The sequence below is a fragment of the Corynebacterium spheniscorum genome, from assembly GCF_900113445.1.
Lineage (GTDB): Bacteria > Actinomycetota > Actinomycetes > Mycobacteriales > Mycobacteriaceae > Corynebacterium > Corynebacterium spheniscorum.
In genome coordinates this window covers 61,222-85,854 of the sequence record NZ_FOPJ01000009.1, presented here as the reverse complement: position 1 = coordinate 85,854, position 24,633 = coordinate 61,222, and the positions used below count along the sequence as shown (strand labels likewise).

At 58.4% G+C, this 24,633-nt stretch carries 18 protein-coding genes; 9 read left to right on the top strand and 9 right to left on the bottom strand.

Annotated elements, in window-relative coordinates; translation table 11 throughout:
• Nucleotides 1-20 precede the first annotated feature (20 nt).
• Nucleotides 21-986, top strand: coding sequence for a quinone oxidoreductase family protein (locus BMZ01_RS07770; protein ID WP_092286158.1), 966 nt, complete (start codon nt 21-23; stop codon nt 984-986).
• Here BMZ01_RS07770 and BMZ01_RS07765 read toward each other — a convergent pair.
• Nucleotides 983-1,957: a heme o synthase gene (locus BMZ01_RS07765; protein WP_092286156.1), complete on the bottom strand. Its 975-nt coding sequence runs from the start codon at nt 1,955-1,957 to the stop codon at nt 983-985. The two genes, BMZ01_RS07770 and BMZ01_RS07765, sit on opposite strands and share 4 nt — an antisense overlap.
• A 276-nt stretch (nt 1,958-2,233) precedes the next feature.
• Between BMZ01_RS07765 and tkt the strand changes: the two genes are divergently transcribed.
• Both tkt and tal read left to right on the top strand, forming a co-directional pair.
• Nucleotides 2,234-4,327, top strand: a complete 2,094-nt coding sequence (gene tkt / locus BMZ01_RS07760; RefSeq protein ID WP_092286154.1) for a transketolase — start codon at nt 2,234-2,236, stop codon at nt 4,325-4,327.
• A gap of 14 nt (nt 4,328-4,341) precedes the next feature.
• Nucleotides 4,342-5,406, top strand: a complete 1,065-nt coding sequence (tal, locus tag BMZ01_RS07755) for a transaldolase (protein ID WP_092286152.1) — start codon at nt 4,342-4,344, stop codon at nt 5,404-5,406.
• Here the strand turns inward: tal and BMZ01_RS07750 are convergent.
• Nucleotides 5,384-6,634, bottom strand: coding sequence for an HNH endonuclease signature motif containing protein (locus BMZ01_RS07750; protein ID WP_092286150.1), 1,251 nt, complete (start codon nt 6,632-6,634; stop codon nt 5,384-5,386). The genes tal and BMZ01_RS07750 overlap by 23 nt on opposite strands.
• A 287-nt stretch (nt 6,635-6,921) precedes the next feature.
• On the opposite strand from BMZ01_RS07750, the gene zwf reads away from it, so the two are divergent.
• From zwf to BMZ01_RS07720, 6 genes are all read left to right on the top strand, one after another.
• Nucleotides 6,922-8,469, top strand: coding sequence for a glucose-6-phosphate dehydrogenase (gene zwf / locus BMZ01_RS07745; protein WP_223845805.1), 1,548 nt, complete (start codon nt 6,922-6,924; stop codon nt 8,467-8,469).
• Between the two features lie 103 nt (nt 8,470-8,572).
• On the top strand, nt 8,573-9,523 hold the full coding sequence (locus BMZ01_RS07740) for a glucose-6-phosphate dehydrogenase assembly protein OpcA (RefSeq protein ID WP_092286146.1): 951 nt from the start codon (nt 8,573-8,575) through the stop codon (nt 9,521-9,523).
• A 3-nt stretch (nt 9,524-9,526) separates the two neighbouring features.
• Nucleotides 9,527-10,210: a 6-phosphogluconolactonase gene (pgl, locus tag BMZ01_RS07735; protein ID WP_223845806.1), complete on the top strand. Its 684-nt coding sequence runs from the start codon at nt 9,527-9,529 to the stop codon at nt 10,208-10,210.
• Nucleotides 10,211-10,318: 108 nt separating this feature from the next.
• Nucleotides 10,319-12,316, top strand: coding sequence for a hypothetical protein (locus BMZ01_RS07730; RefSeq protein WP_092286144.1), 1,998 nt, complete (start codon nt 10,319-10,321; stop codon nt 12,314-12,316).
• A gap of 29 nt (nt 12,317-12,345) precedes the next feature.
• On the top strand, nt 12,346-13,275 hold the full coding sequence (locus tag BMZ01_RS07725) for a hypothetical protein (protein WP_092286142.1): 930 nt from the start codon (nt 12,346-12,348) through the stop codon (nt 13,273-13,275).
• On the top strand, nt 13,272-15,308 hold the full coding sequence (locus BMZ01_RS07720; RefSeq protein WP_092286140.1) for a hypothetical protein: 2,037 nt from the start codon (nt 13,272-13,274) through the stop codon (nt 15,306-15,308). Before BMZ01_RS07725 ends, BMZ01_RS07720 begins: the two co-directional genes overlap by 4 nt.
• A 100-nt stretch (nt 15,309-15,408) precedes the next feature.
• On the opposite strand, the gene secG is transcribed toward BMZ01_RS07720, so the two are convergent.
• The 7 genes from secG to BMZ01_RS07685 all read right to left on the bottom strand — a co-directional run bounded on the left by secG (nt 15,409) and on the right by BMZ01_RS07685 (nt 24,492).
• A complete protein-coding gene (secG, locus tag BMZ01_RS07715) occupies nt 15,409-15,645 on the bottom strand; it encodes a preprotein translocase subunit SecG (RefSeq protein ID WP_092286138.1) in 237 nt (78 codons plus the stop codon).
• A 90-nt stretch (nt 15,646-15,735) separates the two neighbouring features.
• Nucleotides 15,736-18,519: a phosphoenolpyruvate carboxylase gene (ppc, locus tag BMZ01_RS07710; RefSeq protein ID WP_092286136.1), complete on the bottom strand. Its 2,784-nt coding sequence runs from the start codon at nt 18,517-18,519 to the stop codon at nt 15,736-15,738.
• Between the two features lie 229 nt (nt 18,520-18,748).
• Nucleotides 18,749-19,528 (bottom strand): triose-phosphate isomerase, encoded by a 780-nt coding sequence (gene tpiA / locus BMZ01_RS07705; RefSeq protein WP_092286134.1) that lies wholly within the window; start codon nt 19,526-19,528, stop codon nt 18,749-18,751.
• A gap of 67 nt (nt 19,529-19,595) precedes the next feature.
• Nucleotides 19,596-20,813, bottom strand: coding sequence for a phosphoglycerate kinase (locus BMZ01_RS07700; RefSeq protein ID WP_092286132.1), 1,218 nt, complete (start codon nt 20,811-20,813; stop codon nt 19,596-19,598).
• Between the two features lie 250 nt (nt 20,814-21,063).
• Nucleotides 21,064-22,071 carry a type I glyceraldehyde-3-phosphate dehydrogenase gene (gap, locus tag BMZ01_RS07695; protein WP_092286130.1) on the bottom strand — a complete coding sequence of 336 codons (1,008 nt, stop codon included), beginning with the start codon at nt 22,069-22,071 and terminating at the stop codon, nt 21,064-21,066.
• 397 nt (nt 22,072-22,468) lie between these two features.
• Nucleotides 22,469-23,446, bottom strand: a complete 978-nt coding sequence (gene whiA / locus BMZ01_RS07690) for a DNA-binding protein WhiA (RefSeq protein ID WP_092286128.1) — start codon at nt 23,444-23,446, stop codon at nt 22,469-22,471.
• A gap of 56 nt (nt 23,447-23,502) precedes the next feature.
• The gene (locus tag BMZ01_RS07685; RefSeq protein WP_280513521.1) at nt 23,503-24,492 is read right to left on the bottom strand and encodes a gluconeogenesis factor YvcK family protein; all 990 of its coding nucleotides are present in this window, start codon (nt 24,490-24,492) and stop codon (nt 23,503-23,505) included.
• Nucleotides 24,493-24,633: the final 141 nt, after the last annotated feature.

Genomic DNA, 24,633 nt, shown 5'->3' with positions numbered 1-24,633 from the left:
GTTCCCGTACCCTGGGGTGTATGAAAGCGATCTACATCTCAGAAACCGGTGGACCGGACGTTTTGCACTATCGCGAAGATGTTGAGGCCCCGAGCTCACAGGATCCCGATGACATCCTGGTGCACGTCGAGGTAGCCGGCGTCAACTACATCGATACCTACTATCGCGAAGGTATCTACCACGAAACCCTCCCCTTCATTCCCGGCCAAGAAGGTACCGGGCGGGTCCTTAAGGACCCCAAGGGGGAGATTGCAGAAGGCACCCTGGTGGCCTGGTGCTCGGCACTGGGATCCTATGCGGAGCAAGTGATTGTCCCACGGGATCGCCTGGTGGCAGTACCGGAGGGGGTGCACCCGCATGTGGCGGCCAGCATGCTGCTGCAGGGTATTACTGCGCACTACCTCACCGATGGGGTGGCGGAGCTTAAAGAGGGGGATTCCTGTGTGATCACCGCCGGTGCTGGTGGTGTGGGCCTATTGGCCACCCAGATGGCCGCTGCGCGCGGTGCGCGGGTGTATACGGTAGTTAGCTCCGATGAGAAGGAAGAACTCTCCTACGCTGCTGGAGCTACCGAGGTGTTCCGCTATAGCGAGAACCTGGCGGAAACGATTCGTCGCCGTAATGGGGGGTATGGCGTGGATGTGGTGTACGACGGCGTGGGTAAGGACACCTTCCAAGAATCATTGGAAGTGGTACGTCCCCGCGGCATTGTGTGCCTGTTTGGTGCGGCATCTGGTCCGGTCCCACCGGTGGATCCCCAAGTGTTAAATACGCATGGCTCCATCTTCCTCACGCGGCCCTCGATTGGGGCTTATACGGCTGGGGAAGGTGAATTCCGCATGCGGGCGCAGGCGGTGACGCAGATGCTGGTGGACGGCAAGCTGAATATTCGGATTGGTGGGGTGTATCCCTTGGCTGATGCGGCGCAGGCGCACCGTGATCTGCAGGAGCGCAAGACCACCGGATCTTTGGTGCTGGAGGTTTAGAAGAAGGTCGTGGTCCAGCCGAGCATGCGGCCAATGGTTTCCCAACCGATAATGGCATCGACGCTTAAGGCCACGAACACCAGCGCAAGGTAGTTATTCGAGAGAATAAAGAGCTTCAGCGGCTTCACATTCCCGCCGGCGGCAACGCCGCGGTGCAGGAGAATCGCCATGATGAGGAACCAGATGCCACCAATGATGGCGCCTGCGGCATAGATCCAACCGGCGGCGGGAATCAGCAGCACGGTAGTAATCACGGTGGCCACGGTGTACCACACGATTTGGCGGGTCACCTGGACTGGTTTGCGGACCACCGGGAGCATGGGCACACCGGCGCGTTCATAATCCTCGCGGTACTTCATGGCCAGCGCCCAGGTATGTGGCGGGGTCCAGAAGAAAATGATGAGGAAAAGAACAATGGCTTGCCACCATTGAGCGGGGGTACCGGGCGGGGCGTTATCGACCATGACGGCCCAGCCCACCATCACCGGCATACAGCCAGCGGCACCGCCCCACACGATATTCATGTGGGTGCGGCGTTTGAGCCACTTCGTGTAGACGAAGATATAAAACGCGATGGTGATCATCACGAAGATGGCGGCGGTCAAAGAATGACACAGCAGCCATAGCCACAGGAAACTAAGAATGGTCATCGCCCACGCGAAGATCGTGGCATCGCGATTGGAGACGGTGTGGCGGACCAGCGGGCGGGCACGGGTGCGGCCCATGCGCTGGTCAATATCGGAATCGGCCACCATGTTGAAGGTATTGGCGGCAGCGGCGCCCATCCAGCCGCCGATCAGGGTGGACAAGATGAGCAGGATGTTATTGGATCCACGGTCAGCCTGGAGCATCGCCGGAATGGTAGCGACGAGGAGGAGCTCGATGACCCGCGGCTTCGTGAGCGCGATATAGGCCTTGATCTTCTCCAACAGAAATGTCCTCCAGATTTGGGTTGTGGTACGAATGCCCATTAGTCGGAAAGGCGGTCGGAATAGTTCCCGCCACCTTAATCCTTCGGGGGTAGGCGACTGAATCATGTTAAACCCCCAGCACTATTTGGGTGTGCATTGGGGGTCTATTCATACTACTCGCGTTGACCAGAAATACGTGAGGCATGCCGCACCCCGCGGGGCTAAATTTTCGGGGCACGGGAGGATGCTCTCGGATAAAGCAGCCCTGAGCAAAAGACACTAAGGTTGAAACCTGGAAGAAAACTTATCCATCAATCCTTTTTAGGGAGCACCACTGTGGCATTGTCACCTGAACTTTCGTCCCTCACCGAGCGCCGCTACCCCACTGACGGCTGGTCTGAGCTGGACACCAAGGCCATCGACACCACCCGTCTGCTAGCGGCAGATGCGGTGCAAAAGTGTGGTTCCGGACACCCCGGCACCGCGATGAGCCTGGCTCCCCTGGCGTACACCTTGTACCAAAAGGTGCTGCGTCATGATCCCAAGGACACCGAGTGGGCTGGTCGTGACCGATTTGTGCTGTCCTGTGGGCACTCCTCGCTGACCCAATATATTCAGCTTTACCTGGGTGGTTTTGGCCTGGAGATGGAAGACCTCAAGGCGCTGCGCACCTGGGGGTCGTTGACTCCGGGGCACCCGGAATATCGCCACACCAAGGGCGTGGAGATCACCACCGGTCCGCTGGGCCAGGGTCTGGCGTCTTCGGTGGGTATGGCGATGGCGGCGCGTCGTGAGCGTGGACTTTTTGACCCGGAGGCTCCGGCTGGTGAGTCGCCATTTGATCACTATATTTATGTGATCGCTTCGGATGGTGACCTGCAAGAAGGCGTGACCGCGGAGGCGTGTTCGCTGGCGGGTACCCAGAAGCTGGGCAATTTGATTGTGTTCTGGGATGACAACCGCATCTCGATTGAAGATGACACTGAAATTGCCTTCAACGAAGACGTAGTTAAGCGCTATGAGGCCTATGGGTGGCAAACCCTGGAGGTCGAAGGTGGTGAAGACGTTGCCGCCATTTTGGATGCTGTGGAAAAGGCCAAGGCTGAGACTGAGCGTCCCACCTTCATTCGTGTGCGTACCGTGATTGCTTATCCGGCACCGAACCTGATGAACACCGGTGCTTCGCACGGTGCGGCTCTGGGTGAAGATGAAGTGGCTGCCACCAAGCAGGCCTTGGGCTTTGATCCAGAGAAGCACTTCTATATCGCCGATGAGGTGATTGAGCACACCCGCAAGCTGCAGGAACGCGGTGCGCAGGCGCATGCGCAGTGGCAGGAGTCCTTCGATGCGTGGGCGGTGAATAACCCGGAGCGTAAAGCCCTGTTTGATCGCGTTTCTATGCGTGAGCTGCCGAAGGACTTCGCCGATGAGCTGCCCACCTGGGAAGCTGGGGATTCCGTTGCAACCCGTAAGGCCTCCGAAGCTACTCTGCAGGTATTGGGGGCAGCTCTGCCGGAGCTTTGGGGTGGCTCCGCTGACCTGGCGGGATCCAATAACACCACCATTAAGGGCTCGCCTTCCTTCGGTCCGGAATCGATTTCTACGTCCACCTGGACCGCTGAGCCTTATGGCCGCACCCTGCACTTCGGTATTCGTGAGCACGCCATGGGATCCATCATGAACGGTATTGCTCTGCACGGTAATACCCGCGTGTATGGCGGTACCTTCCTGATTTTCTCTGACTACATGCGCCCGGCGGTTCGGCTGGCGGCCTTGATGGGCACCGACGCTTATTATGTGTGGACCCACGATTCCATCGGCTTGGGTGAAGATGGTCCTACCCACCAGCCGGTTGAGCAGCTCGCTTCTTTGCGGGCGATCCCGAATATGTCGGTGCTGCGGCCGGCGGATGCCAATGAAACCGCATACGCCTGGAAGCATGCGCTGCTGGCTCCGGAAGGCCCGAAGGGTCTGGCATTGACCCGCCAGAATGTGCCGGTGCTAGAAGGCACGAAGGAAAAGGGCGACGAGGGTGTTCGCCGTGGCGGCTACATTCTCGTGGACTGCGAGGGCACCCCGGATGTGATCCTGATGGGCTCCGGTTCTGAGGTCCACCTGGCGGTTGAGGCTGCCAAGCGTCTGGGAGAAGAAGGCATTGCGGCTCGCGTTGTTTCGGTTCCCTGCATGGATTGGTTCGAACAGCAGGATGCCGAGTACATCGAGTCGGTGCTGCCTTCCTCGGTGAAAGCCCGCGTATCTGTGGAAGCCGGTGTGGCTATGCCTTGGCACAAGTGGGTCGGCCAGAATGGTCGCGCGGTGTCCTTGGAGCACTTCGGTGCTTCCGCCCCGTACCAGAAGCTTTTCGAAGAGTTTCGTATTACTGCCGATGCGGTAGTTGGCGCTGCTAAGTGCTCGCTGGACGCCCAATAAAGAAGGATGATTCTATGAACGCTATTAAAGAACTCGCCGAGCTGGGCACCTCCACTTGGTTGGATGACCTTTCCCGCGATCGCATTGATTCCGGGAACCTGAAGGAAGTCATCGAGAACAAAGCTGTTGTTGGTGTGACCACCAATCCGGCCATCTTTGCTGCTGCGATGAGCAAGGGCACCGCCTACGATGCTCAGATTGCTGAGCTGAAGGCGCAAGGCGAACCAGCTGACCGCGCGGTGTATGCCATGAGCATCAAGGACGTTCAGGCTGCCTGCGATATTTTCGCAGACATTTTTGAGGCCTCCGGTGGTGCTGATGGCCGCGTATCGATCGAGGTTGATCCGCGGATTTCCGCTGACCGTGATGCCACCTTGGAGCAGGCCCGTGAGCTGTGGTCGAAGGTTGATCGCCCCAATGTGATGATCAAGATCCCGGCCACCCCGGAATCTTTGCCGGCTATCTCGGATGCTTTGGCTGAAGGCATCAGCGTGAACGTCACCCTGATTTTCTCGGTGGCCCGCTACCGGGAAGTCGTCGCTGCTTACCTGGACGGCATCCGCCGTGCCGAGGATCCAAGCAAGATTCACTCCGTGGCTAGCTTCTTCGTGTCCCGTTTGGATACCGAAGTGGATAAGCGCCTCGAAGAGATCGGCACTGAGGAAGCCTTGGCACTGCGCGGTAAGGCTGGGGTGGCGAATGCTCGCCGCGCCTATGCCGTGTTCAAGGAACTTTTTGAGGACCTTCCGGAAGGCGCGCATGTGCAGCGTCCGCTGTGGGCTTCTACCGGTGTGAAGAACCCCGAGTACCCAGCCACCTTGTATGTCACTGAGCTGGCTGGCCCGGACACGGTGAACACCATGCCGGAAGCCACCATCGATGCGGTGCTGGAGCAGGGGGGCCTGCACGGCGACACGCTGAACGGTACTGCCGAAGAATCCGAGAAGATTTTCCAGCAGCTCGATGCGGTGGGCATCGACCTGGAGGATGTCTTCGCGGTGTTGGAACGCGAAGGCGTGGAGAAATTCGTAGACGCATGGACTGAGCTCCTAGATTCTATGGATGAGCGCTTAAGCTAAGCTCCTTGGCCCCCGGGATGAGATTCCCGGGGGTTTTCTTTCTTTTCTGGGCTTCAGATTTAAAAGCTTTTTCGCCTTGTGTGCAGGTCTGGGGGCGAGCACGACGACTTCCCCACTTCTGGCCCCAATTAGCTCGGGATACTTCGGCCAGCGGGCCGTCCGGGCGGGTGGTGGTGCACCCAAGGTTCCGCCAGATCCAGGTGCACACTGCGTTGTGGTCCATGAAGACCCTAAGCCGGCCACCGGTTTTGAGGTTGTGGTGGTACTTGCAGAGGCATTGCAGGTTCGTGACGATGGTTTGGCCGCCCTTATCCCACTCAAAGACATGGTCGATCTGGCAGTTCGCGGCTTCTACGGTGCAGCCGGGGAAACGGCAGTGCCCATCGCGTAGGCGCACCGCGGTTTTTTGGTCTCGGGTAGGCGAGTAATCCGGGTTTAGATACGCCACTGCGTCAGCGAGGTTGCGGGTTTGTACCTCAACTTGGTTGAACACGGCGGTATTCATGTTGCTGAGATACCCAGCGCCATCGAGGTAGGTGGGTTTTTCTTCGGGGCTGGGCGCAAAATAATTCAAGGTGATGGTGCCGGGCTTGAAGTCCCCGGTCACCAGGCCCATGAGCGCACCGATGCGGTCAGTGTTGTGCTGCTTGGCGGTTTTATCCAGCGCCGTTTTTAAGATGGTGCCTTCTTCTTCGGTTATGACGCCTTCGATGGTGTGGAGGCCATCCTTCGTGCTGTGGAAATCGAGGTGGCGTTCCTCATAGGCGGCGTCGACATACTCGGCGTAACCAGGCACGTGCTCTAATTTGTGGCGCTCAAGAAATTTTTGGAGAGCTTTCACGGTGGGCAGCGTTTCGGCGACTTCTTGTGGGGTGAAGTACTCGAGAAGGAGATCATCGAACTGCGGAAGTAGGTCTTCGGCCACGCCCTCGAGGCAATCATCTATGGCGGCGAGATAGCGTAGGTCTAGGTGTCCAAGCTCTTGGACCTGCTGGTGAAGCTTGGGAAGCTTCAGGATCATATCTGCGCCTTTGAACCCACGTTCGATCATGTACTTGCTGCGGCCATCAGCGCTGGCATAGGCAGCGATGTGGGTATCGGCGTCATCATCTTCGCGCGGAAGGTGTGTGATGAAGAGCGCTAGGTCATCGCGTCTGTACTGGCACTGGCGTTTACTGATGGGATCGGTGACGTCAGTGTGGGACCAATAAGGTTGCGTAGCGTTCATAATAACCCCCCTTAGGTACACGCTACCTGGTGTTTTCGATTATGTGTTCTTGACTATGTCCCATCTTAATAGTACGGTCATGAGTTGTCTAGTTATTTTGTCGAAAAACGTTCCTGATCGAACAAGTATCAAGTACAGGTTGAAGATACTGGTCAAGGACGGTATTGGGGGGAGGGGGAAGATCAATGAGGGGCCGAGCGTTAATCGAACAGTGGCCGTTGCTAGCTTCCGCTGGGGTGAAGCGCGTAACCTATGGAGGAATAGAAATAACCCCTGCTATCCGGAGCGTGAACCTAGTGACCCCAGCAGCACAGAACCTCAGCAATCCTTTACGCGACCCGGAAGATAAACGCTTACCGCGGATTGCTGGGCCCTCTGGCATGGTGATCTTTGGCGTTACCGGTGACCTGGCCTATAAGAAGCTCCTGCCGGCCATTTATGATCTCGCACATCGAGGCCTGCTGCCTGCGGGCTTTAACCTCATTGGTTATGGGCGCCGCGATTGGTCCAAGCAGGACTTTGAGGACTATGTCGAGAAGGCTGTGAAAGCTGGTGCGCGCACTACTTTCCGGCGTAATGTGTGGCGGCGCTTGGCAAGCGGCATGCATTTTGTGGGTGGAAACTTTGATGAAGAAGGCTTTGACAAGCTCAGCGATAAGCTCAAGGAATTAGAGACCAACCACGGCAGTGCGGGAGCGAACTGGGCGTTTTATTTGTCGGTACCGCCGGATTACTTCAGTGATGTGTGTGCGCAGCTCAAGCGCTCGGGCTTGGCGGAGGCCCCGGAGGGGTCCTGGCGCCGTGTGGTGATTGAAAAGCCCTTCGGCCATGACCAGGAATCTGCCCGTGAGCTCAATAATGTGGTCAATGCGGTGTTCCCGGAACAAAGTGTGTTCCGTATTGATCACTACCTGGGTAAAGAGACGGTCCAAAATATTTTGGCCTTGCGTTTTGCTAACCAGCTCTTTGAGCCGATGTGGAATGCGCACTATATCGACCATGTGCAGATCACCATGGCGGAGGATATTGGGTTGGGGGGTCGTGCGGGGTATTACGACGGCATTGGTGCGGCCCGCGATGTGATCCAAAATCACCTCATCCAGCTCTTGGCTTTGATTGCTATGGAAGAGCCTCTGAGCTTCGGGCCGCGAGAGCTGCAGACAGAGAAGGTGAAAATTTTACGTGCCACCAGCGCGGTGCAGCCGCTGGCCATGACCACGGCGCGGGGGCAATACGCCGCCGGGTGGCAGGGCTCGGAAAAGGTGCGCGGGCTGCGGGAAGAAGAAGGCTTTGATCCGGAATCAACCACGGAAACTTTTGCGGCCTGTACCTTGGAGATTGCTTCGAGGCGGTGGAAGGGTGTGCCCTTCTATTTGCGTACCGGCAAGCGTCTGGGGCGTCGGGTCACGGAAATTGCGTTGATCTTTAAGGAGCCGCCGCACCATCCCTTTGGGGAAGGCACGACCACGGCATTGGGGAATAATGCGGTGGTGATTCGCATCCAACCAGATGAAGGTGTGTTGATGCGCTTTGGTTCGAAGGTTCCGGGCTCCACCATGGAGGTTCGTGATGTGAATATGGACTTCTCTTATGCGGAGTCCTTCACGGAGGAATCGCCGGAAGCCTATGAGCGCTTGATTTTGGATGTGCTCTTGGATGAGCCCAGCCTCTTCCCTACTAATGAAGAGGTGGAGTTGTCCTGGGAGATTTTGGATCCGATTTTGGATTATTGGGCAACGCATGGTCGACCAGAAGACTATGAGGCCGGTACCTGGGGTCCGGCTTCGGCTGATCGGATGCTGGAAAGAAGTGGACGAAGCTGGCGTCGGCCCTAAAAGGCGCGGCAAAGCTCAGCCGCCCTCCGAGAGCCAAGGAAGATGCCTCCCCCAGCCATAGGATCTCGGGCAAAGCAAAATTTAACCCAAGAAGGACAGCAGCGTGATTATTGATTTGCCAAACACCACCACCAGCGAAATAACGCGGGCGTTGATTGAGTCCCGGGATGCGGCCGCAGCTGCGTCTGGGCGGGTACTGACGCTGCTGGTAGTGGCGGGGCCACAGGATGATTTAGAGGATATTATTGCCACCACGGCGACGGTGTCGCATGAGCATCCGGCGCGGGTGTTGGTGATGGTGGAGGATCCGGACTGTGGGAATGCGGATCGTTGTGACCCCATTTTGAATGCCACTGTGCGGGTTGGTGAGGACGCGGGGGCGTCGGAGATGGTGATTATGACGATTCAGGGGGAGATTGCTCGGCATTTGGAGCATGTGGTGACGCCATTGCTGTTGCCGGATACTCCGATTGTGACGTGGTGGCCATCAACGGCGCCGCAGAATCCGGCGGAACATCCGTTGGGGAAAATTGCGCAGCGGCGGATCACGGATTCTTTGCATGATGGTCCGATGGATGCGCTTTATGTGCGCAGACATCATTACACCCCGGGGGATTCGGATTTGGCGTGGTCGCGGATTACTCCTTGGCGTGGGATTGTGGCTTCTGCTTTTGATCAATTTAAGGCGGAAGATTTGCAGTCGGTGATTGTGTATGGCGCGACGATTGATCCCAGTGTGGATATTGCGGCGGGCTGGTTGGCGGCGCGTTTGCCGCAGGTCAGGGTCACGCGGGTGATTGATAGCCCTGCGGAAGGCGATGGATTTATGGTCGCGAATGTGGAGTTTTCTACCACCGAGGACACCCTGCGGGTGCGGGTGGAAGATGCGCACACCATTAGCGTGGAGGTGCCGGGACGTCCGGCGGCACTGGTGGCGCTTTCGCGGCGACCGGATGCGGATTGTTTGGCGGAAGAATTAAGGCACTTGGATCCGGATGGCGCCTATGAGGCGGCGTTGACCGGGCTTAACGAGGTTCATTTCCCGGAGGGATAGCACGTGGGATTTTCACTGAAAAAATTTACGGACCAGGCTTCGCTGATTACCGCTGCGGCGGCGGATACCGTGGCGCTGATTAATCAGGCGATCAGGGAAAATGGCAGCGCGCATGTGGTGCTGACTGGGGGCTCCAATGGGATTGGGCTCTTGGCGGCGCTAAAGGACGCGGAGATCGCGGATTGGTCGAAGGTGCATGTGTACTTCGGGGATGAGCGCAATGTGCCAGTAACTGATCCGGAATCCAACGAGGGGCAAGCACGCGAGGCGCTCTTGGGGCAGGTAGAAATCCCGGAGGAAAATATTCACGGCATGAAGCTTGGGGGTGTGGACCTGGCCCGCGCTGCGCAAAATTATGAGGAGCTGATTGGGCAGGTCAAGGAGTTTGATCTGCATCTGCTTGGTATGGGCGGAGAGGGCCATATTAATTCGCTTTTCCCGCATACCGAGGCGGTGGCGGAAACCCAGCGGCTAGTGGTGGCGGTGAAGAACTCCCCGAAGCCACCGGCGGAGCGGGTGAGTTTGACGCTGCCAGCGATTGCCAGGGCGAAGAAGGTGTGGCTGCTGGTTTCGGGTGCTGAAAAGGCGGAGGCTGCGCAGCAGGTGATTGATAGGGCGGATCCTGCCGAGTGGCCAGCAGCGGGTGCGGAAGGGAAAGAAGAAACGGTGCTCTATCTCGCTCCCTAACGAGGGTTACGGTTTGGGCACGATTCACAATAAGAACACAGGGAAGCCTAAGTCTCTGGCATGCTTGTGGGCAGTAAGAGTTAGTGAACTGTCGAGGAGTCTTCCGCCATGACCCCTACCCTGCCCCGTCGGCTTATTACGTTTCCGGCTGCTCTGATGACTTTCATCCTGGTGGTGTTGGGAGTACAGCTAGGCGCAAGCGAGGAGAAGATCGGCTGGAATATGTACCCCAGCTTCGTGGCGGAAGAAACCGCCTTATCGCTGCTGCCCAATGCAGACCCCCAAGCCACCGAGACGCAGCTGAACTTTGACCTTAAAGCGCCTGCCGATGGCAAAGATAAAACCCAAGCGGATCTGCTGAAGCTCCTAGAAGAAAAACAGGTTGCGGCGGGACTCTTTACCGAAACGAGTAACTATCGCAGCCACGCCTACGCAATCTATGATCCCAGCAGGCAGCTCCCCTGGCTCAAAAATTTCGATCTCACACCAGGTACGGAACGTAAAGCCATCCTGGTCTCTGGTTCCGCCTGCGACATGCTCTGGCAGGAAAGCAATAAAGCCTGCGACGTGATCCCGGAGCACACAGAGATCCTCGGTAGCGTGGATGCACCCCAGGATAACTGGGGTAACACCCAATACCTCCTGATCCCGGCCACAAGTGACCCGGTATTCCAAGGCACGCTGATTTTTAATGAGAAGTCCAAGGAGGTGGTCTCCGAAGCCACCGATCTGCTAGAAAACTCCGGCTACTCGGTCACCAAAGTCGGCACATTCTTCTACCAAGAAGTCGCCGTCTTTCTCCAGTTCTCCCTCATCCTGCTCATCGGGCTTTTGGTTGCGCTATTTTTCTATTGGCGCAAAACCACCACCCAGCTAGGAACCCGCTTAGCGCGCAGCAAAATTACTTCCGGCGCGCTGATTGGCTGGGTAGTTGGCGGCATCATCACCTACCTGCACTACTCCGAATCGGCGGGCGAAAAAATATTCCTCGCCGCGGTGTCCTTCATCCTGATGGTGGTTATTCTCCAGCTGATCTACCCCAAGACGGAGTCTCAAAAACCCATGGTCAGCGCCCTGAGCTGGGTCTCCTTAGGCGTCGCCGGCTTGGTGTTTATCGGCGCCGCTGCTTCGCTGGCGAGCTTTGCTGATGGCCCGCGGACTTACTACCACAAGGGCAGCATCCACGAGGTCTTAAGCGAAAAGAATCCTGCGTATTTCGACGACGTCGTGGGGCCACGGGAAAGCGAATCGCGCCCCACCGAGGCCCTGGAAACGCTCGCCGCGCTGATTGAGCAAGATAAGGCCTACGCGGTGGGCTCTGAGGACATTAAACCCGAGCAAAGCAACGATCCAGGCGCTGAGATCCGGGACGATTATATGTCCCGTCCGCACACGCAGTTCTACCTCTTGGGCGATAAAATCCGCGAAGTACAAGCAGATACCCAACTCTGCGACCCCGCCCCCTGCGCTATGTCCGGTGATGAAGTCCGCATTATGCCGAACTACTTGGAGATCGCCGGCCATAATTTCGACTTAACGGCGGCCCCCAATAACGCCAAGGGCAGTATCTTCGCCGCGGACCGCAGCTATCAGAGTATTGACCATGCCCTGCTGGTGCGTCTACCCGCGGAAGATATCGCCGCATTACATGATGAAGCCGCCCGCGCGGTCCTCCTTGGCACAGTGTTCACCGGCGCAAGCAACGCAGAAATCAATGAAATTATTCAGCAAGCTGCCACCGCCGGCGTGATTCTCTCGCAGGAGCATTACCAGGATGTCAACCACAGGATCTACACGCCCACTAAAATTCTGAGCCACCCCTCGCTCTGGTTGCGCATCGCCGCAATGGCGCTACTGGGCATGATGTTCTTTACTATCGCCCGCGGGTTGATCGCCAGGGAGAATATTCATCCCATGCTCAGCGTGGTTGGGGTGATCATCGTGGGCATTATTATTCCCACCATTATCGCCCCCTGGAGCAGCCTCTTCATGAATGGCGAAGACTGGGCAGTACTGGTGTACCCCTGCGCCATTGTGGGTGCGTTAGTACTGATGGGAATACTCCTCGGAGCAGCGAGGGGGATGCCCCTAAAGTCTTCCCGCTAATACCTGGCACAATATCCGAAAGTCCCGCCATGATGCGCCCCCTCGTAGTTATTCCTTCCATGCTGATCGCCGCGATCATTGGCATCACCATGTTCTTCTTCCCCACCTTGGGAGAATACTTCTGGGAGCTACACGCCACGGGCCGCATGAATCATCCCGCCAGCACCACCTTTGCGCTTCTCCCTATCCTCGCGGCGCTCTACGCGGCCTGGGTGTATTGGTGGACCAGCTCGCGGGATGGCCGCCGCCTGGACTATCGCCTCAAGGTGCTCTTTACTACCACCGGCACCCTCGCCGGGGCGGTTTTCACCGCCGCGTTTATTGGCCTGCGCTACTACCTGCTCCACAACGTAGAAGAACTCCACCGCGGACTTACCTGGGCACTAGTCTCCCCCTTCATCGCCGGCACCTTAAGCTTCTTGATCCTCTACCGCGCCTCCACCATCGGCACCCACAAAGAAGCCCTCAACCTCCGCGACCCCGCCCTGATCGAACAACTCCGCCTCCCCAAAGGCACTCCGCTTCGCTGGCTCAAACCCGGGATCAGCGCCATCCTCTTTGCGCTTTCCATCACCAATTTCGGCTGGAGCTTGGCCATGTTCCACCAACACCAACTCCCCTTCGCCCCCAACCCCACCATGCTCATGCCGCTGCTGGCACTGCTTTTGGGCGGTGCGTTTTATGCCAGCTGCCGTCGCGCCTGGCGCGCCCCCATCCAAGAAACCAGCAGGGCCCTCGGCTTATCCATCCTGCTCAGTATCCTGGTTCCTGCCGCCTGCGGCATCCCACTGGCCCTCTTCTTAGGCCTAAAAACCGGCCCACTCATCCCACTTATTGCCCTCGCTCTCAGCCTCATCTTCCTCATGGTGATGTTGCTTTATGCTCGCGGCTATGAAATTGCCCTAGCTCAGCGGATCCAACTGCACACATCTCATCCGAAGGGATCGATCCCAAGATGAAAGCACACCTCCCCCTTCCGACCCTCGCGCTTGGTGCCCTAAGCACCCTCCTGGCCGCCACCTACGCCCACACCTCACCGGAAACATACCAACCCGCCAGCCTGCTCGGCGAAGAGAACTACACCTCGCTTGGCCTCTGGCTGGATTATTCCCCAGACACCGTCGAACCCGTCACCCCGCAGACCACCCCCGAAGACCTCGCAGAACTCACCCACATCCTCAGCGAGCATCACGCCGCCATCGAATTAGACCTCAATAACATCCCGGATGCGCTCCCAGCACTGGGCCTTATTGATCCCACCGGCGCGGTGGCCTCGCTCAAAGATTATTCCCTCACACCTTCCGCCACCCCGCAGGCGATCCTTTTCGAGGGCAGTTATTGCGCCGATCGCTGGACCAAGAACATCCGCTGCCCCTACCTCGATGAGCAGACCGAGATCCTCGGTACCGTGCCGCTGGAGAACCGCGATCACCTCTATGAGTTCCTGCTCATCCCCGCCGCCGATGCGCTGATCCCCGAAGGCACCTATAAAATCAGCGCCCCCAGCACCGCCGAAGCAGAAGCCACTGCACAAGACATCGCCACCGCCTCCCAGCAATGGAGTTTCGCCCCGGAGCTTGACCTCCAAGGCACCCCCATGAGCGCCCAGGCCTTCGCCATGGATGTCCCCAGCATCCATCTCTTCTGGCTTGCACTGCTCGCCACCGCCATCATCGGTGCACGCACCCGGCGTTCCGGCGGACTCCTCGCGCTTGCCATTGGCGCACTTATCGGCATCGCGCTCGCTTGGCCCACCCTCACACTCAGTGGCCTCTATTTCGCACGCGCCGCGGCTTTGCTCGTTATTTCCGCTGCACTGATTATCGGTTTAAGTGTTGCTTTCCCCGAGAGCGTGCCTCGCCCGCCACAGCTCGGTGCTGGCTCCAAGAAACAGGGTTACCGCGCCTGGTCAGTAGTGGGCCTGAGTTCGTTGATGCTAAGCCTCAGTCTGCTGCTACTTAGCACCGTTGGGCCAGGACAGATAATCACTTATCTGCGCACCCTTAATCAACCCACTGCCGCCACCCCAATCAAGGATGCGGAATTAACCCGCATGTGGTTGCAGTACTATGGTGCCCCACCGGAAGAAGATAATGAGGCCCTCGATCTCGCGCTTGAGGCGCTGCAATCCGCCATGGACTCGGGGGTAGCCTATGCGGAATACCGCGACCCTTATAGCTCGGTCGGTGCCCAACCCATGGATATCAGCTATTTCCCAAGCCTCTTCGGCGATTCATACGCCACTGTTGACAAGCGTCCACTGGTGCTCATCGGTGGCGAGGTGATTGCCGAGCTTAATAGTGGTCAGGATTTCTGCGAGCCTCTGCCCTGCGCGGCGTTTGGCCCTAAAGTCAACCACGCCGAGGATATCTCGCCTTCCCTAGAGGCCCACCGCATTTCCGACACCAGCGAACTAGCGCCCGGCACAACCTGGCTTGCCGCCGGAAATGAGCTGGTCTCCCTCGATGACATCCCAGTGCTCCGTCAAACCCCAGAGTTTTTAACTGATCTCAACCCCATGCTTCGCGAGACCGCACTCCAAGGCGCCATCTTCGTTGATGCTCCCGATGAAGCAATCGATGAGTTCATCACAACTAGCCGCAACGCCGGCATGAACTTCCTGCCGCTTCCGGCGGACTACTCCACGGAACCGGATTTCGTAGGGGAGATTCTGCCCACTAACTATCTGCACTCGCTGGTGGCCAGTATTTATACGCTGCTTGCGCTTGGCGCTTTAGTTAGTGCGGTCCGCCGCGTGCTCAAACCGCGGGCAGTTCGTGATGTTGGGGATTTGGTGAAGCTCCTCGGGGTGGGCGCGCTATGCATCCTTGCGTTAGTACCGGCCTTCCTCCTGGCCCAAAGCTTGGTGTTCTTCACGCCCTTCCTTGATGCACTCTTCATGCCCTTCTACACCTCAGGAGTAACGATCGCGGTTGCTCTGATGGCCCCACTGGGGGTGATTAGCCTGGTGTGGGCGTTGCGGAGGCGCTAAAGCAAACAAAAGACCGCATCCTCGGCTCTCCATCGAATAGAGAGCTAAGGATGCGGTCTTAAAATCTTTAACCCAAGCCCCGAAGCTAAGGGCGAAAAACTTAGCTGCCGTAGGTACCGAGCAGGTTCAGAGCGACGATGCAGGCCACCCAGATCACGGCGGTGACGATGGTATAGCGGTCGAGGTTCTTCTCAACCACCGTGGAACCGGAGAGGTTCGACTGAACACCGCCACCGAAGAGGCTCGACAAGCCGCCGCCCTTGCCCTTGTGCAGCAGCACGAAGACGGTCATGATGACAGAGGCGAGGACCAAAATGATCTGCAGAGCCAGAACCATGAATTTCCTTAGAGATTGTCGCTAGATTAACTCGTCTAACTTTACACCACCTGGGTGGCCGATGCTGCGTAGGCACACGCAGCTAAGCCACTAACCGGAGTTACGCAGCGCGGTGGCCAACCCATTCATGGTCAGCCGGATACCCGAAGGCACCAACGAACGGGAATCGCCGGCACGATAACGGCGCAGCATTTCCAACTGGATGATGTTCAGCGGCAGCAGGTAGGGGAACCGCGCGCGCACCGAACGAGCCAACTCCGGGTTATCCGCCAGCAGCTGGTCGCTGCCGGTGACTTCCTTGAACATCTCCAGGGTCAACTCGAATTCTTCGGCAATCTGCGCATGAATCCGCTGTCCCACTTCCGGATCGCTCACCAAGGTGGAGTACTGGCCAGCCAGGTTCATCTCCGCCTTACTCATCACCTGCGCCATATTCGACATCACCGAGGCGAAGAAGGGCCATTCTTGGTAGAGGTGACGCAGCTCAGCGCGGTGCTTCTCAGGATCCTGCTCGATGAAAGACTTCAAGGCAGTACCCACACCGAACCAACCCGGCAGCATTACGCGGGATTGCGACCATGCCAGCACCCACGGGATAGCCCGCAGATCCGAAATGCTCTCCGTCTGCTTGCGGGAAGAAGGCCGCGAACCAATATTCAAAGAACCAATCTCCGCCAGCGGGGTGGATTCGGTGAAGTATTGGATAAACCCGGGATCATCATGGGTGAGCTTGGTGTAGCGCTCCTGCGAAAGCCGCGAGATTTCCCGCATAATGTCCTGGGCGCGGGCCGGATCTTCAAGACCTTCAACATCCAGCAGGCTGGCCTCCAAAGTGGCGGACACCAAAGCCTCCAGGTTGCGTCGCGCGGATTCCGGGGTGCCGTACTTTGCGGAAATAATTTCGCCCTGCTCGGTGATACGTACCGAACCATTCACCGCACCCTTAGGCTGCGCCAGGATCGCTTCATAAGAAGGTCCACCGCCACGGCCAACGGTGCCGCCGCGGCCATGGAAGAGACGCAGATTCACGCCGGCTTCCTTGCACAGCTCCGAGAGCTTAATTTCGGCATCATAAAGCGCCCAATTGGCGGCAAAATAACCGCCATCCTTATTGGAGTCCGAATAGCCCAGCATGATCTCTTGGGTGTCCCCGCGCTGGCTAAGGTACGCGCGGTAGATGGGCAGCTCCCAGAGCTCACGTATAATCCCAGCGCCGGCGGCCAAGTCATCAATGGTTTCAAAGAGCGGGATGATATCCACCGTGCCGGTCGGGTTATCCCCGTTAGCATTAATCAGGCCATGTTCCTTCAGCAGAATCATTGGTTCCAGAATGTCGGAGACACTGGAGGCCATCGAGATAATGCAATGCGGGACGGTTCGTGGCCCGAAGTTCTTCACCGCTTTGGCTGCGGCACGCAGAATCCCGAGCTCACGCACGGTGGCTTCAGAAAAACCATCGCGGGCATATTCGGGGATCAACGGCCGTGGGGAACGCAGCTCTCCAACCAAAAGCTCCACCTTCTCCGCTTCGCTTAAACCGCGGTAGTTCTCTACTACCCCGGCGGCAGCAAAAACTTCGGTCAGGCAATCTTCGAAGCTTTCCGAATTCTGGCGAAGATCCAAAGAATAGAGGTTGAAGCCGAAGCTAGCTACCGCGAAGCGCAGTGCGGCCAGGCGGTGGTCAGCGATAATGTCATCGTGAGATTTCCGCAGGCTGGCATCAACGATGTCCAGGTCAGCGGCAAACTCATCCGGGTTGCTATAAGGCTCGTGCTCCTCATACCAATCGCCTTCCACCTCATCGGGATCAATCCGCGAAGCAATGGTGGCCAGGATGCGGCCGCGCACACCATGGATAGCGCGTCGATAAGGCTCATCAACACGCCCCGGAATATCGTTATGTCCCTTGGCCGCTAGCTTCACCAGATCCACTGTCACATCGGTCATGCGATCCGATAGCGAAAGTTCACGCTCTAAGGCATGCAGCTGGGTGGCATAGTGCTTGAGCACTGTATGCGCGGCCTTCTTGGTGGCATAGTGCAAGGTGGCACCAGTGACATAGGGGTTACCATCATGGTCGCCACCAATCCAGGAACCGGGACGCACCACCACATTCCCGGGGATCTCATCGCCATAGCGTTTGCGCAGTTGATCCAAGACATCGCGGTTAAGAGCCGGGATTTGCCGCAATAAGCTCAGCTTGTAGTAGCGCAGCCCCACATCCACCTCATCTTCAATCCGCGGGCGATTCACGCGGATCAAAGCGGTTTGCCACAGCACCGTCATGCGGCGGCGAATATCGGTATCAATCGCATCCAAACGCGCTTGGGTGCGGATATTCGGTTCGGCTTCCAACAGCGTATGGCGCTGATCCATCAGCTGCGAAATATGCTTCTGCGCATCAAAAACAGTGCGGCGGCGCGTCTCGGTGGGGTGTGCGGTCAACACTGGGGAAACCAGGGCCCGCGAGATCACCTGGGCGACATCTTCGCTGCGCACATGCGCTTCTTCTAGCTTGCGCCAGGTTGCTTCCAGGGTGGAATCCGGGGCGTGCCCTTCTTCCTCCCAGGCGCGCATGCGGGCTTCCTCATCGTGGAGGTCTTCGGCGAGGTTCGCCATCAGGGCGAAGTGGCTAAAGGCGCGGATCACCGAGATGGCGGTTTCGGGATCAATATCGCGGAACATATTCACCAGGTCGGACATTTGGGCTTCGCCACGGGCGATGCGGAAAGCCTCCCGCCGAGCGTTTTCTACCAGGTCAAAAATTTCCTGGCCTTCTTGTTCGCGAATAATGTCGCCGAGGATGCGGCCGAGGTGGCGGATATCCTCCTGCACCCTGGATTCTGGCTGCGTCGCCGCTTGAGGCTGAGACATAAGTCCGTCCTTGTTCTTAAAAATGTGCTGTGGTTGGTGGTGGTGCGCTATGTGGATACATCATAAAACCCCCGACGTTTAATGACGTGTTCGGAGTTACCTCTCATCTACACGCGCGAAAACGTGGGGGTCTATCAGGCTGGGCGCGGGGTTGGCGTTCTCATTTTTGCTTTACTCGAGATCGTCGTTCCCCGCGGCGGCAGTCCGGACTGCGGGCGTGCAGGTGGTACTAGAAAGGCCCGCCAGCAGCGTTGGCAACCAACTTGGCGAAGTCTTCACCGTCGAGGGAAGCACCGCCGACCAGGCCGCCGTCAATGTCTTCCTGGGCAACAATCTCTGCCACCGAGTCGGTCTTCACGGAACCGCCGTAGAGGATGCGCATCTCTTCTGCCTTCTCCCCCACCATGTCCTTCAGCAGGGTGCGGATAGCACCGCATACTTCTTGGGCATCAGCAGCGGAGGCAACCTTGCCGGTACCAATCGCCCAGATCGGCTCATAGGCGATTACGCAGCGCGCAACTTCTTCTTCGGAAAGCCCAGCAAGCGAAGCGCGGGTTTGTTCCACCACGGTTTCCACATGCTTGCCGGCTTCGCGAATATCCAGGGCTTCGCCGACGCACACAATGGGGGTCATGCCATTGTCGAGGGCGATCTTGGCTTTCGCGGCGACTAGCTCATCGGATTCATTGTGGTACTCGCGGCGCTCGGAGTGGCCCACCACAATCCACGAGCAGCCCAGGCGGGCCAGCATCTTGGCGGAAACTTCACCGGTGTAGGCGCCGGATTCATGGGCGGAAACATCCTGGGCACCGTAGGTGATCTGCAGCTTGTCGCCTTCTACCAGGGTTTGGACGGTGCGCAGATCGGTGAAGGGCACGGCGAGGGCAACATCGACCTTCTCGTAGTACTCCTCCGGCAGTGCGAAGGCGAGCTTTTGCACGGTGTGGAGAGCCTCGAGGTGATCGAGGTTCATCTTCCAGTTACCGGCAATCAAGGGGGTACGTGCCATGAGGGTGGTTCTCCTTAAGCGAGAAAATAAATCTGGGAAAAGCTAATGCAGGGTGTGGGTTGTCGACTTAGGCGTTGAGGACGTCGACGCCGGGCAGGGTCTTGCCTTCGAGGAACTCCAAGGAAGCGCCGCCGCCGGTGGAGATATGGGAGAAACCATCCTCATCCAGGCCGAGGGTGCGCACGGAGGCTGCGGAGTCGCCGCCACCGACCACCGAGAAGGCACCATTGTTTTGGGTGGCGTCGATGATGGCTTGGGCAACACCGCGGGTGCCATCAGCAAAGCGCTCGAATTCGAAGACGCCCATGGGGCCATTCCAGAAGATAGTCTTGGCGCTGGCCAGCACCTTGGCGAACTCTTCGACGCTCTTCGGTCCGATATCCAGGCTCATCCAGCCTTCGGGGATGCCATCAAGTTCCACGGTCTTCTTCTCAGCATCGCGGTCGAACTTCTCGGCAGCGATCAGGTCCACCGGCAGCACAATGCGGTCGCCGTGGTCTTCCAGCAGCTTCTTGCAGGTGTCGATCATTTCTTCCTGCAGCAGGGATTCCTGAACGTTGATGCCCTTGGCAGCCAGGAAGGTGTAGCACATGCCGCCACCGATGATCAGCTTGTCGGCCTTTGTGGCCAGCGCTTCGATCACGCCGAGCTTATCGGAGACCTTGGAACCACCGAGCACCACAACATAGGGGTGCTCCGGGTTGTTGGCGGCCTTATCCAGTACGGAAACTTCCTTGTTCACCAGGTAGCCGGCGTAGGCAGGGAGGCGCTTGGCTACGTCATAAACAGAAGTTTGGGCGCGGTGGACCACACCGAAGCCATCGGAAACGAAGGCGCCATCATCGGCAGCCAGGGCAGCTAGTTCATCAGCGAACTCGCCACGCTTAGCATCATCCTTGCTGGTTTCGCGGGGATCGAAGCGCACGTTTTCTAGCAGCAGCACATCGCCTTCGGTCAGGCCATTGGCGCGCTCGTGGGCATCTTCACCGGATACATCGCCGGCGAGGGCAACGTATTGGCCGAGCTTCTCGGAGAGAGCTTCAGCAACCGGTTGGAGCGAGAACTTCGGGTTGACCTCTCCCTTGGGGCGACCCAGGTGGGCCATGACGATAACCTTGGCGCCTGCTTCGGTTAGGGCCTTCAGGGTGGGCAAGGAGGCGTCGATGCGGCCTGCGTCGGTGATGGTGCCGTTGTCGTCTAGCGGCACGTTGAAGTCGGAGCGGACGAGGATATGACGTCCGGAGACGCCTTCCTTGAGCAGGTCATCGATGGTCTTAACGGTCATGTTTGGGTTACTCCTTGGGGAGAAAATGGTGCGTGTTTCAGGCTTAAGTTGCCCCGGTGGCCGATGCTACCGGAGAAACTCGCTGGATATCTGCGTATCTCAGGCGAGCGGGGTTATGTCGGCATAAGAAAATCCGGCTCTGCGGGGAGAGTGGGTGGGAATCGTCGTCTGCCTCTTCAGGGAGTCTGAGGCTTCTGTGACGAGATCATCCCCCCTCCACGAGGCCGGATATCTTTGGTGCGTTAGGAGCTTAGAGCTTAGAAGCAACCAGCTCGGTCAGACGCAGCAGCTGGCAGGTGTAACCCCACTCGTTGTCGTACCAGGCAACAACCTTGACCTGGTCGCCAATGACCTTGGTCAGGCCAGCGTCGAAGATGGAGCCGTGCGGGTCGGTCACGATGTCGTGGGAGACCAGCGGCTCTTCGGTGTAGGCCAGGGTGTCAGCGAATTCGCCCTGAGCGGCTTCCTTGATGGCAGCGTTGACAGATTCAACGGTGACTTCCTTGGAAGCGGTGAAGGTCAGGTCGGTGGCGGAGCCGGTGATCACCGGGACGCGCAGTGCGTAGCCATCGAGCTTGCCCTTGAGCTGCGGGAGGACCAGGGCCACGGCGCGAGCAGCACCGGTGGAGGTCGGGACGATGTTCACGGCAGCGGCGCGGGCGCGACGCAGGTCGCGGTGCGGGGCGTCGTGCAGACGCTGGTCACCGGTGTAGGCGTGGATGGTGGTCATCAGACCGCGTTCGATGCCGAACTTCTCATCCAGGACCTTGGCCATCGGGGCGAGGCAGTTGGTGGTGCAGGATGCACCGGAGATGATGTTGTGCTTCTCCGGGTCATAGTCCTGGTGGTTCACGCCGTAGACGAAGGTGGCGTCTTCGTTCTTCGCCGGAGCGGAGATGAGGACCTTCTTGGCGCCACCCTGCTCGATATGAGCCTTGGCGGCAGTGGCGTCGGTGAAGAAGCCGGTGGACTCGATGACGATATCAACGTCGTGGGAAGCCCAGTCGAGGTTCTTAGGATCGCGCTCAGCGGTGACGGTAACGCGCTTGCCACCAACGGTGATGGACTCGTCGTCGTATTCGACGTCCTTGTCTAGTACACCGAGGATGGAGTCGTACTTGAGCAGCGTGGCGAGGGTCTTGTTGTCGGTGAGGTCGTTAACCGCCACGATTTCTAGATCATCGCTGCGCTGCAGAACGGCGCGGAAAAAGTTACGGCCAATGCGGCCGAAGCCGTTAATGCCAACGCGAATGGTCACGGTGTTCTCCTTAAGAGATCGAGTATGTGTCCTGGACATCAGGTTCCGTGAAAGGATTTGACTCTTTGACTGTTCAGACTCGCTCGTCTTAGGAACCTCGGTGTCCGTCAAGTAGAAGCTTAGCCGGGTTTGTGTGGCTTTGCAGGAGCACCCGGGTGTGACAACTCTCCCGATCATGTCCGATCGGGCGATAATTGCCCGCGCTTGGGGGTGTGAAGCTGGTGAGTTAATGCAGCTTATCTACGTTGCACTAGGGATTTCTCCTCCCCGCCCGGGGGACGTCCCCCATCAATACACCCCCGCAGGCTTCACCTCACGGGGGCGGAAAGTAGCCGCTATGTGTTCTTGCTCACTATTTAGGCAAGTTGGGGTGTCGGACCAAGAAAAGGGTCGCCGCTTATTCCACGGACTCCAGAACTTCATCGGTCACCGCACTGGTGGTATCCGGAACGCCCAGCTCTTCGGCGCGGCGATCAGCCATGGACAGCAACCGGCGGATCCGCCCGGCTACTGCGTCTTTGGTCATCGGAGGATCAGCCAGGCGGCCGAGTTCTTCTAGAGAGGCTTGGCGGTGGTGTACCCGCAACTCCCCTGCCTCAGCCAAATGGTCGGGAACATCTTCGCCAAGGATCTCCATGGCGCGTTCGACTCGGGCGGCGGCAGCTACCGCGGCGCGGGCGGAGCGCCGCAGGTTCGCATCATCGAAGTTGGCGAGGCGATTAGCTGGTGTGCGCACCTCGCGGCGGGTGCGCTTATCTTCCCACTCCAGGCGCGTCTGTTGGGCACCCATGCGGGTAAGTAGTGCTCCGATGGCTTCATCTTCGCGGATGACTACCCTTTCCGCCCCGCGGGTTTCCCGGGTTTTCGCGGCGATACCGAGGCGACGGCATAGCCCCACTACTGCTAGGGCGGCTTCTTCGCAGGGGCAGATGAATTCTAGGGAGCTGCTGCGCCCAGGTTCGCTCAGTGTTCCTACCGCGAGGAAGGCACCGCGCAGCGCGGCTTCCACATCAGCGATGGAACCAGCCACTACATGCGGCGGCAGACCGCGTACCGGGGCGCCGGCGCGGGTCACCAACCCGGTGCGGCGAACTAGTTGGCGGGCGCCTTCGCGCACGTGGATGTGATAGCGATTATCGGTGCCGGTGGCTGAGCGGGTTTTCAGCGGTAGTTCATAGAGCTCATCAATGGCGGTGGTGATGCGGTTGGCTAATAAGGAGTCGCCGAGTTCAATATCTACTGCCAGTTCCGAGGTGCCGAGGACTTTGAGTTCAGAGCAAAAACGCAGCACGGTGGCCAATTCGGCGGCGCGGGAGGAAGGCCGGGTGACTTTGACCCGGAGGAGTTCCTGGTTGACCTTGTCGGTTAAGCCCACTGTGCTGAGGTTGCCTTTCTACTGCGGGGTAATTATTGGCGCGCGAGAATCTGATCCTAATAGGCCATGATCTCGCGCAGGGCATCGGCTAGCTTTCGGGGGTCATGGATGGGCACGGGCCGGCCATGTTCATCGACCTGCGAGATATCACGGAAGGTCACCCTCGCACCAAGTCCCCCGGCGGCGCGTTCAATAAAGTCGCGTTCGCTTACTGAAGGCAGACTGCTGGCATCCACCAGGATGTGATCGATCACCAAGCTGGGGGCGTGTTGGCGGATCATGTGGATATGCCGTTCGGAGGAAAAGCCTTGGGTTTCCCCGGGTTCTGCGGAGAGGTTCAGTACAAGGACTTTGCGGGCATGGGTGCGGCGTAGGCCATCAACGACCTCGGGCACCAAAAGGTGCGGGATCACACTGGAGAACCAGGACCCCGGCCCGAGGGTAATCAGGTCGGCATCGCGCAGCGCCTGCAATACCTCGGGGTTCGCGGCGGGTTTTTCCGGCACTACGCGCACGCGGCGGACTTGCCCGGGTGTGGTGGCTACCGCAACTTGGCCGCGCACCAGGCGCATGAGCCGGGGGTCGTGTTCTAGTCCGGCAACATCGGCTTCAATATCTAAAGGTTCGGTGCATACCGGCATCACTCGCCCATAGCTGCGGGTGAGTTTGGCGACCATATCTAAGGCGGCTTGAGGGCTGCCGAGGACATCGCAAAGCCCTGCGATCAGCAGGTTACCTACCGCGTGGCCGGCAAGTGCGCCGTGCCCGCCGAAGCGGTGTTGGAGGGTGCGTGCCCAGAGGCTGCCTTCTTCATCATCGGCGGCTAGGGCGCTTAATGCCATGCGGAGGTCACCGGGTGGGAGTTGGCCGAGTTCGCGGCGCAGCCGCCCGGAGGAACCACCATCATCGGCGACGGTCACCACTGCGGTAACGCCGCGGGGTTCGCAACAATAGCGGGCGGCTAACAGGGTTTGGTAGAGGCCATGGCCACCACCAAGGGAGGTCATGCGATGAACACAAGGTGTGAGGGGTTCATCTTGGTTCATAATGAAGGTTCCTCCTTCAGGAGTGCTCTATGTACTCGCATACTCCGGTGCGGGCTGAAAGTGGTGTGGCTAAGCCCCGCCCCGCGCCTGCTAAGCCACGGCTCGTGCGGTGCGGGAGGCGGGACTCGAGGTAAAGCAAAA

Bases quoted from the DNA above. Each gene is read 5' to 3' on its own strand.
- BMZ01_RS07770 (WP_092286158.1), top strand. From the start codon at position 21: ATGAAAGCGATCTACATCTCAGAAACCGGTGGACCGGACGTTTTGCAC.
- BMZ01_RS07765 (WP_092286156.1), bottom strand. From the start codon at position 1,957: ATGGGCATTCGTACCACAACCCAAATCTGGAGGACATTTCTGTTGGAG.
- tal (WP_092286152.1), top strand. From the start codon at position 4,342: ATGAACGCTATTAAAGAACTCGCCGAGCTGGGCACCTCCACTTGGTTG.
- BMZ01_RS07750 (WP_092286150.1), bottom strand. From the start codon at position 6,634: ATGAACGCTACGCAACCTTATTGGTCCCACACTGACGTCACCGATCCC.
- BMZ01_RS07730 (WP_092286144.1), top strand. From the start codon at position 10,319: ATGACCCCTACCCTGCCCCGTCGGCTTATTACGTTTCCGGCTGCTCTG.
- BMZ01_RS07725 (WP_092286142.1), top strand. From the start codon at position 12,346: ATGATGCGCCCCCTCGTAGTTATTCCTTCCATGCTGATCGCCGCGATC.
- BMZ01_RS07720 (WP_092286140.1), top strand. From the start codon at position 13,272: ATGAAAGCACACCTCCCCCTTCCGACCCTCGCGCTTGGTGCCCTAAGC.
- secG (WP_092286138.1), bottom strand. From the start codon at position 15,645: ATGGTTCTGGCTCTGCAGATCATTTTGGTCCTCGCCTCTGTCATCATG.
- ppc (WP_092286136.1), bottom strand. From the start codon at position 18,519: ATGTCTCAGCCTCAAGCGGCGACGCAGCCAGAATCCAGGGTGCAGGAG.
- tpiA (WP_092286134.1), bottom strand. From the start codon at position 19,528: ATGGCACGTACCCCCTTGATTGCCGGTAACTGGAAGATGAACCTCGAT.
- BMZ01_RS07700 (WP_092286132.1), bottom strand. From the start codon at position 20,813: ATGACCGTTAAGACCATCGATGACCTGCTCAAGGAAGGCGTCTCCGGA.
- BMZ01_RS07685 (WP_280513521.1), bottom strand. From the start codon at position 24,492: ATGAACCAAGATGAACCCCTCACACCTTGTGTTCATCGCATGACCTCC.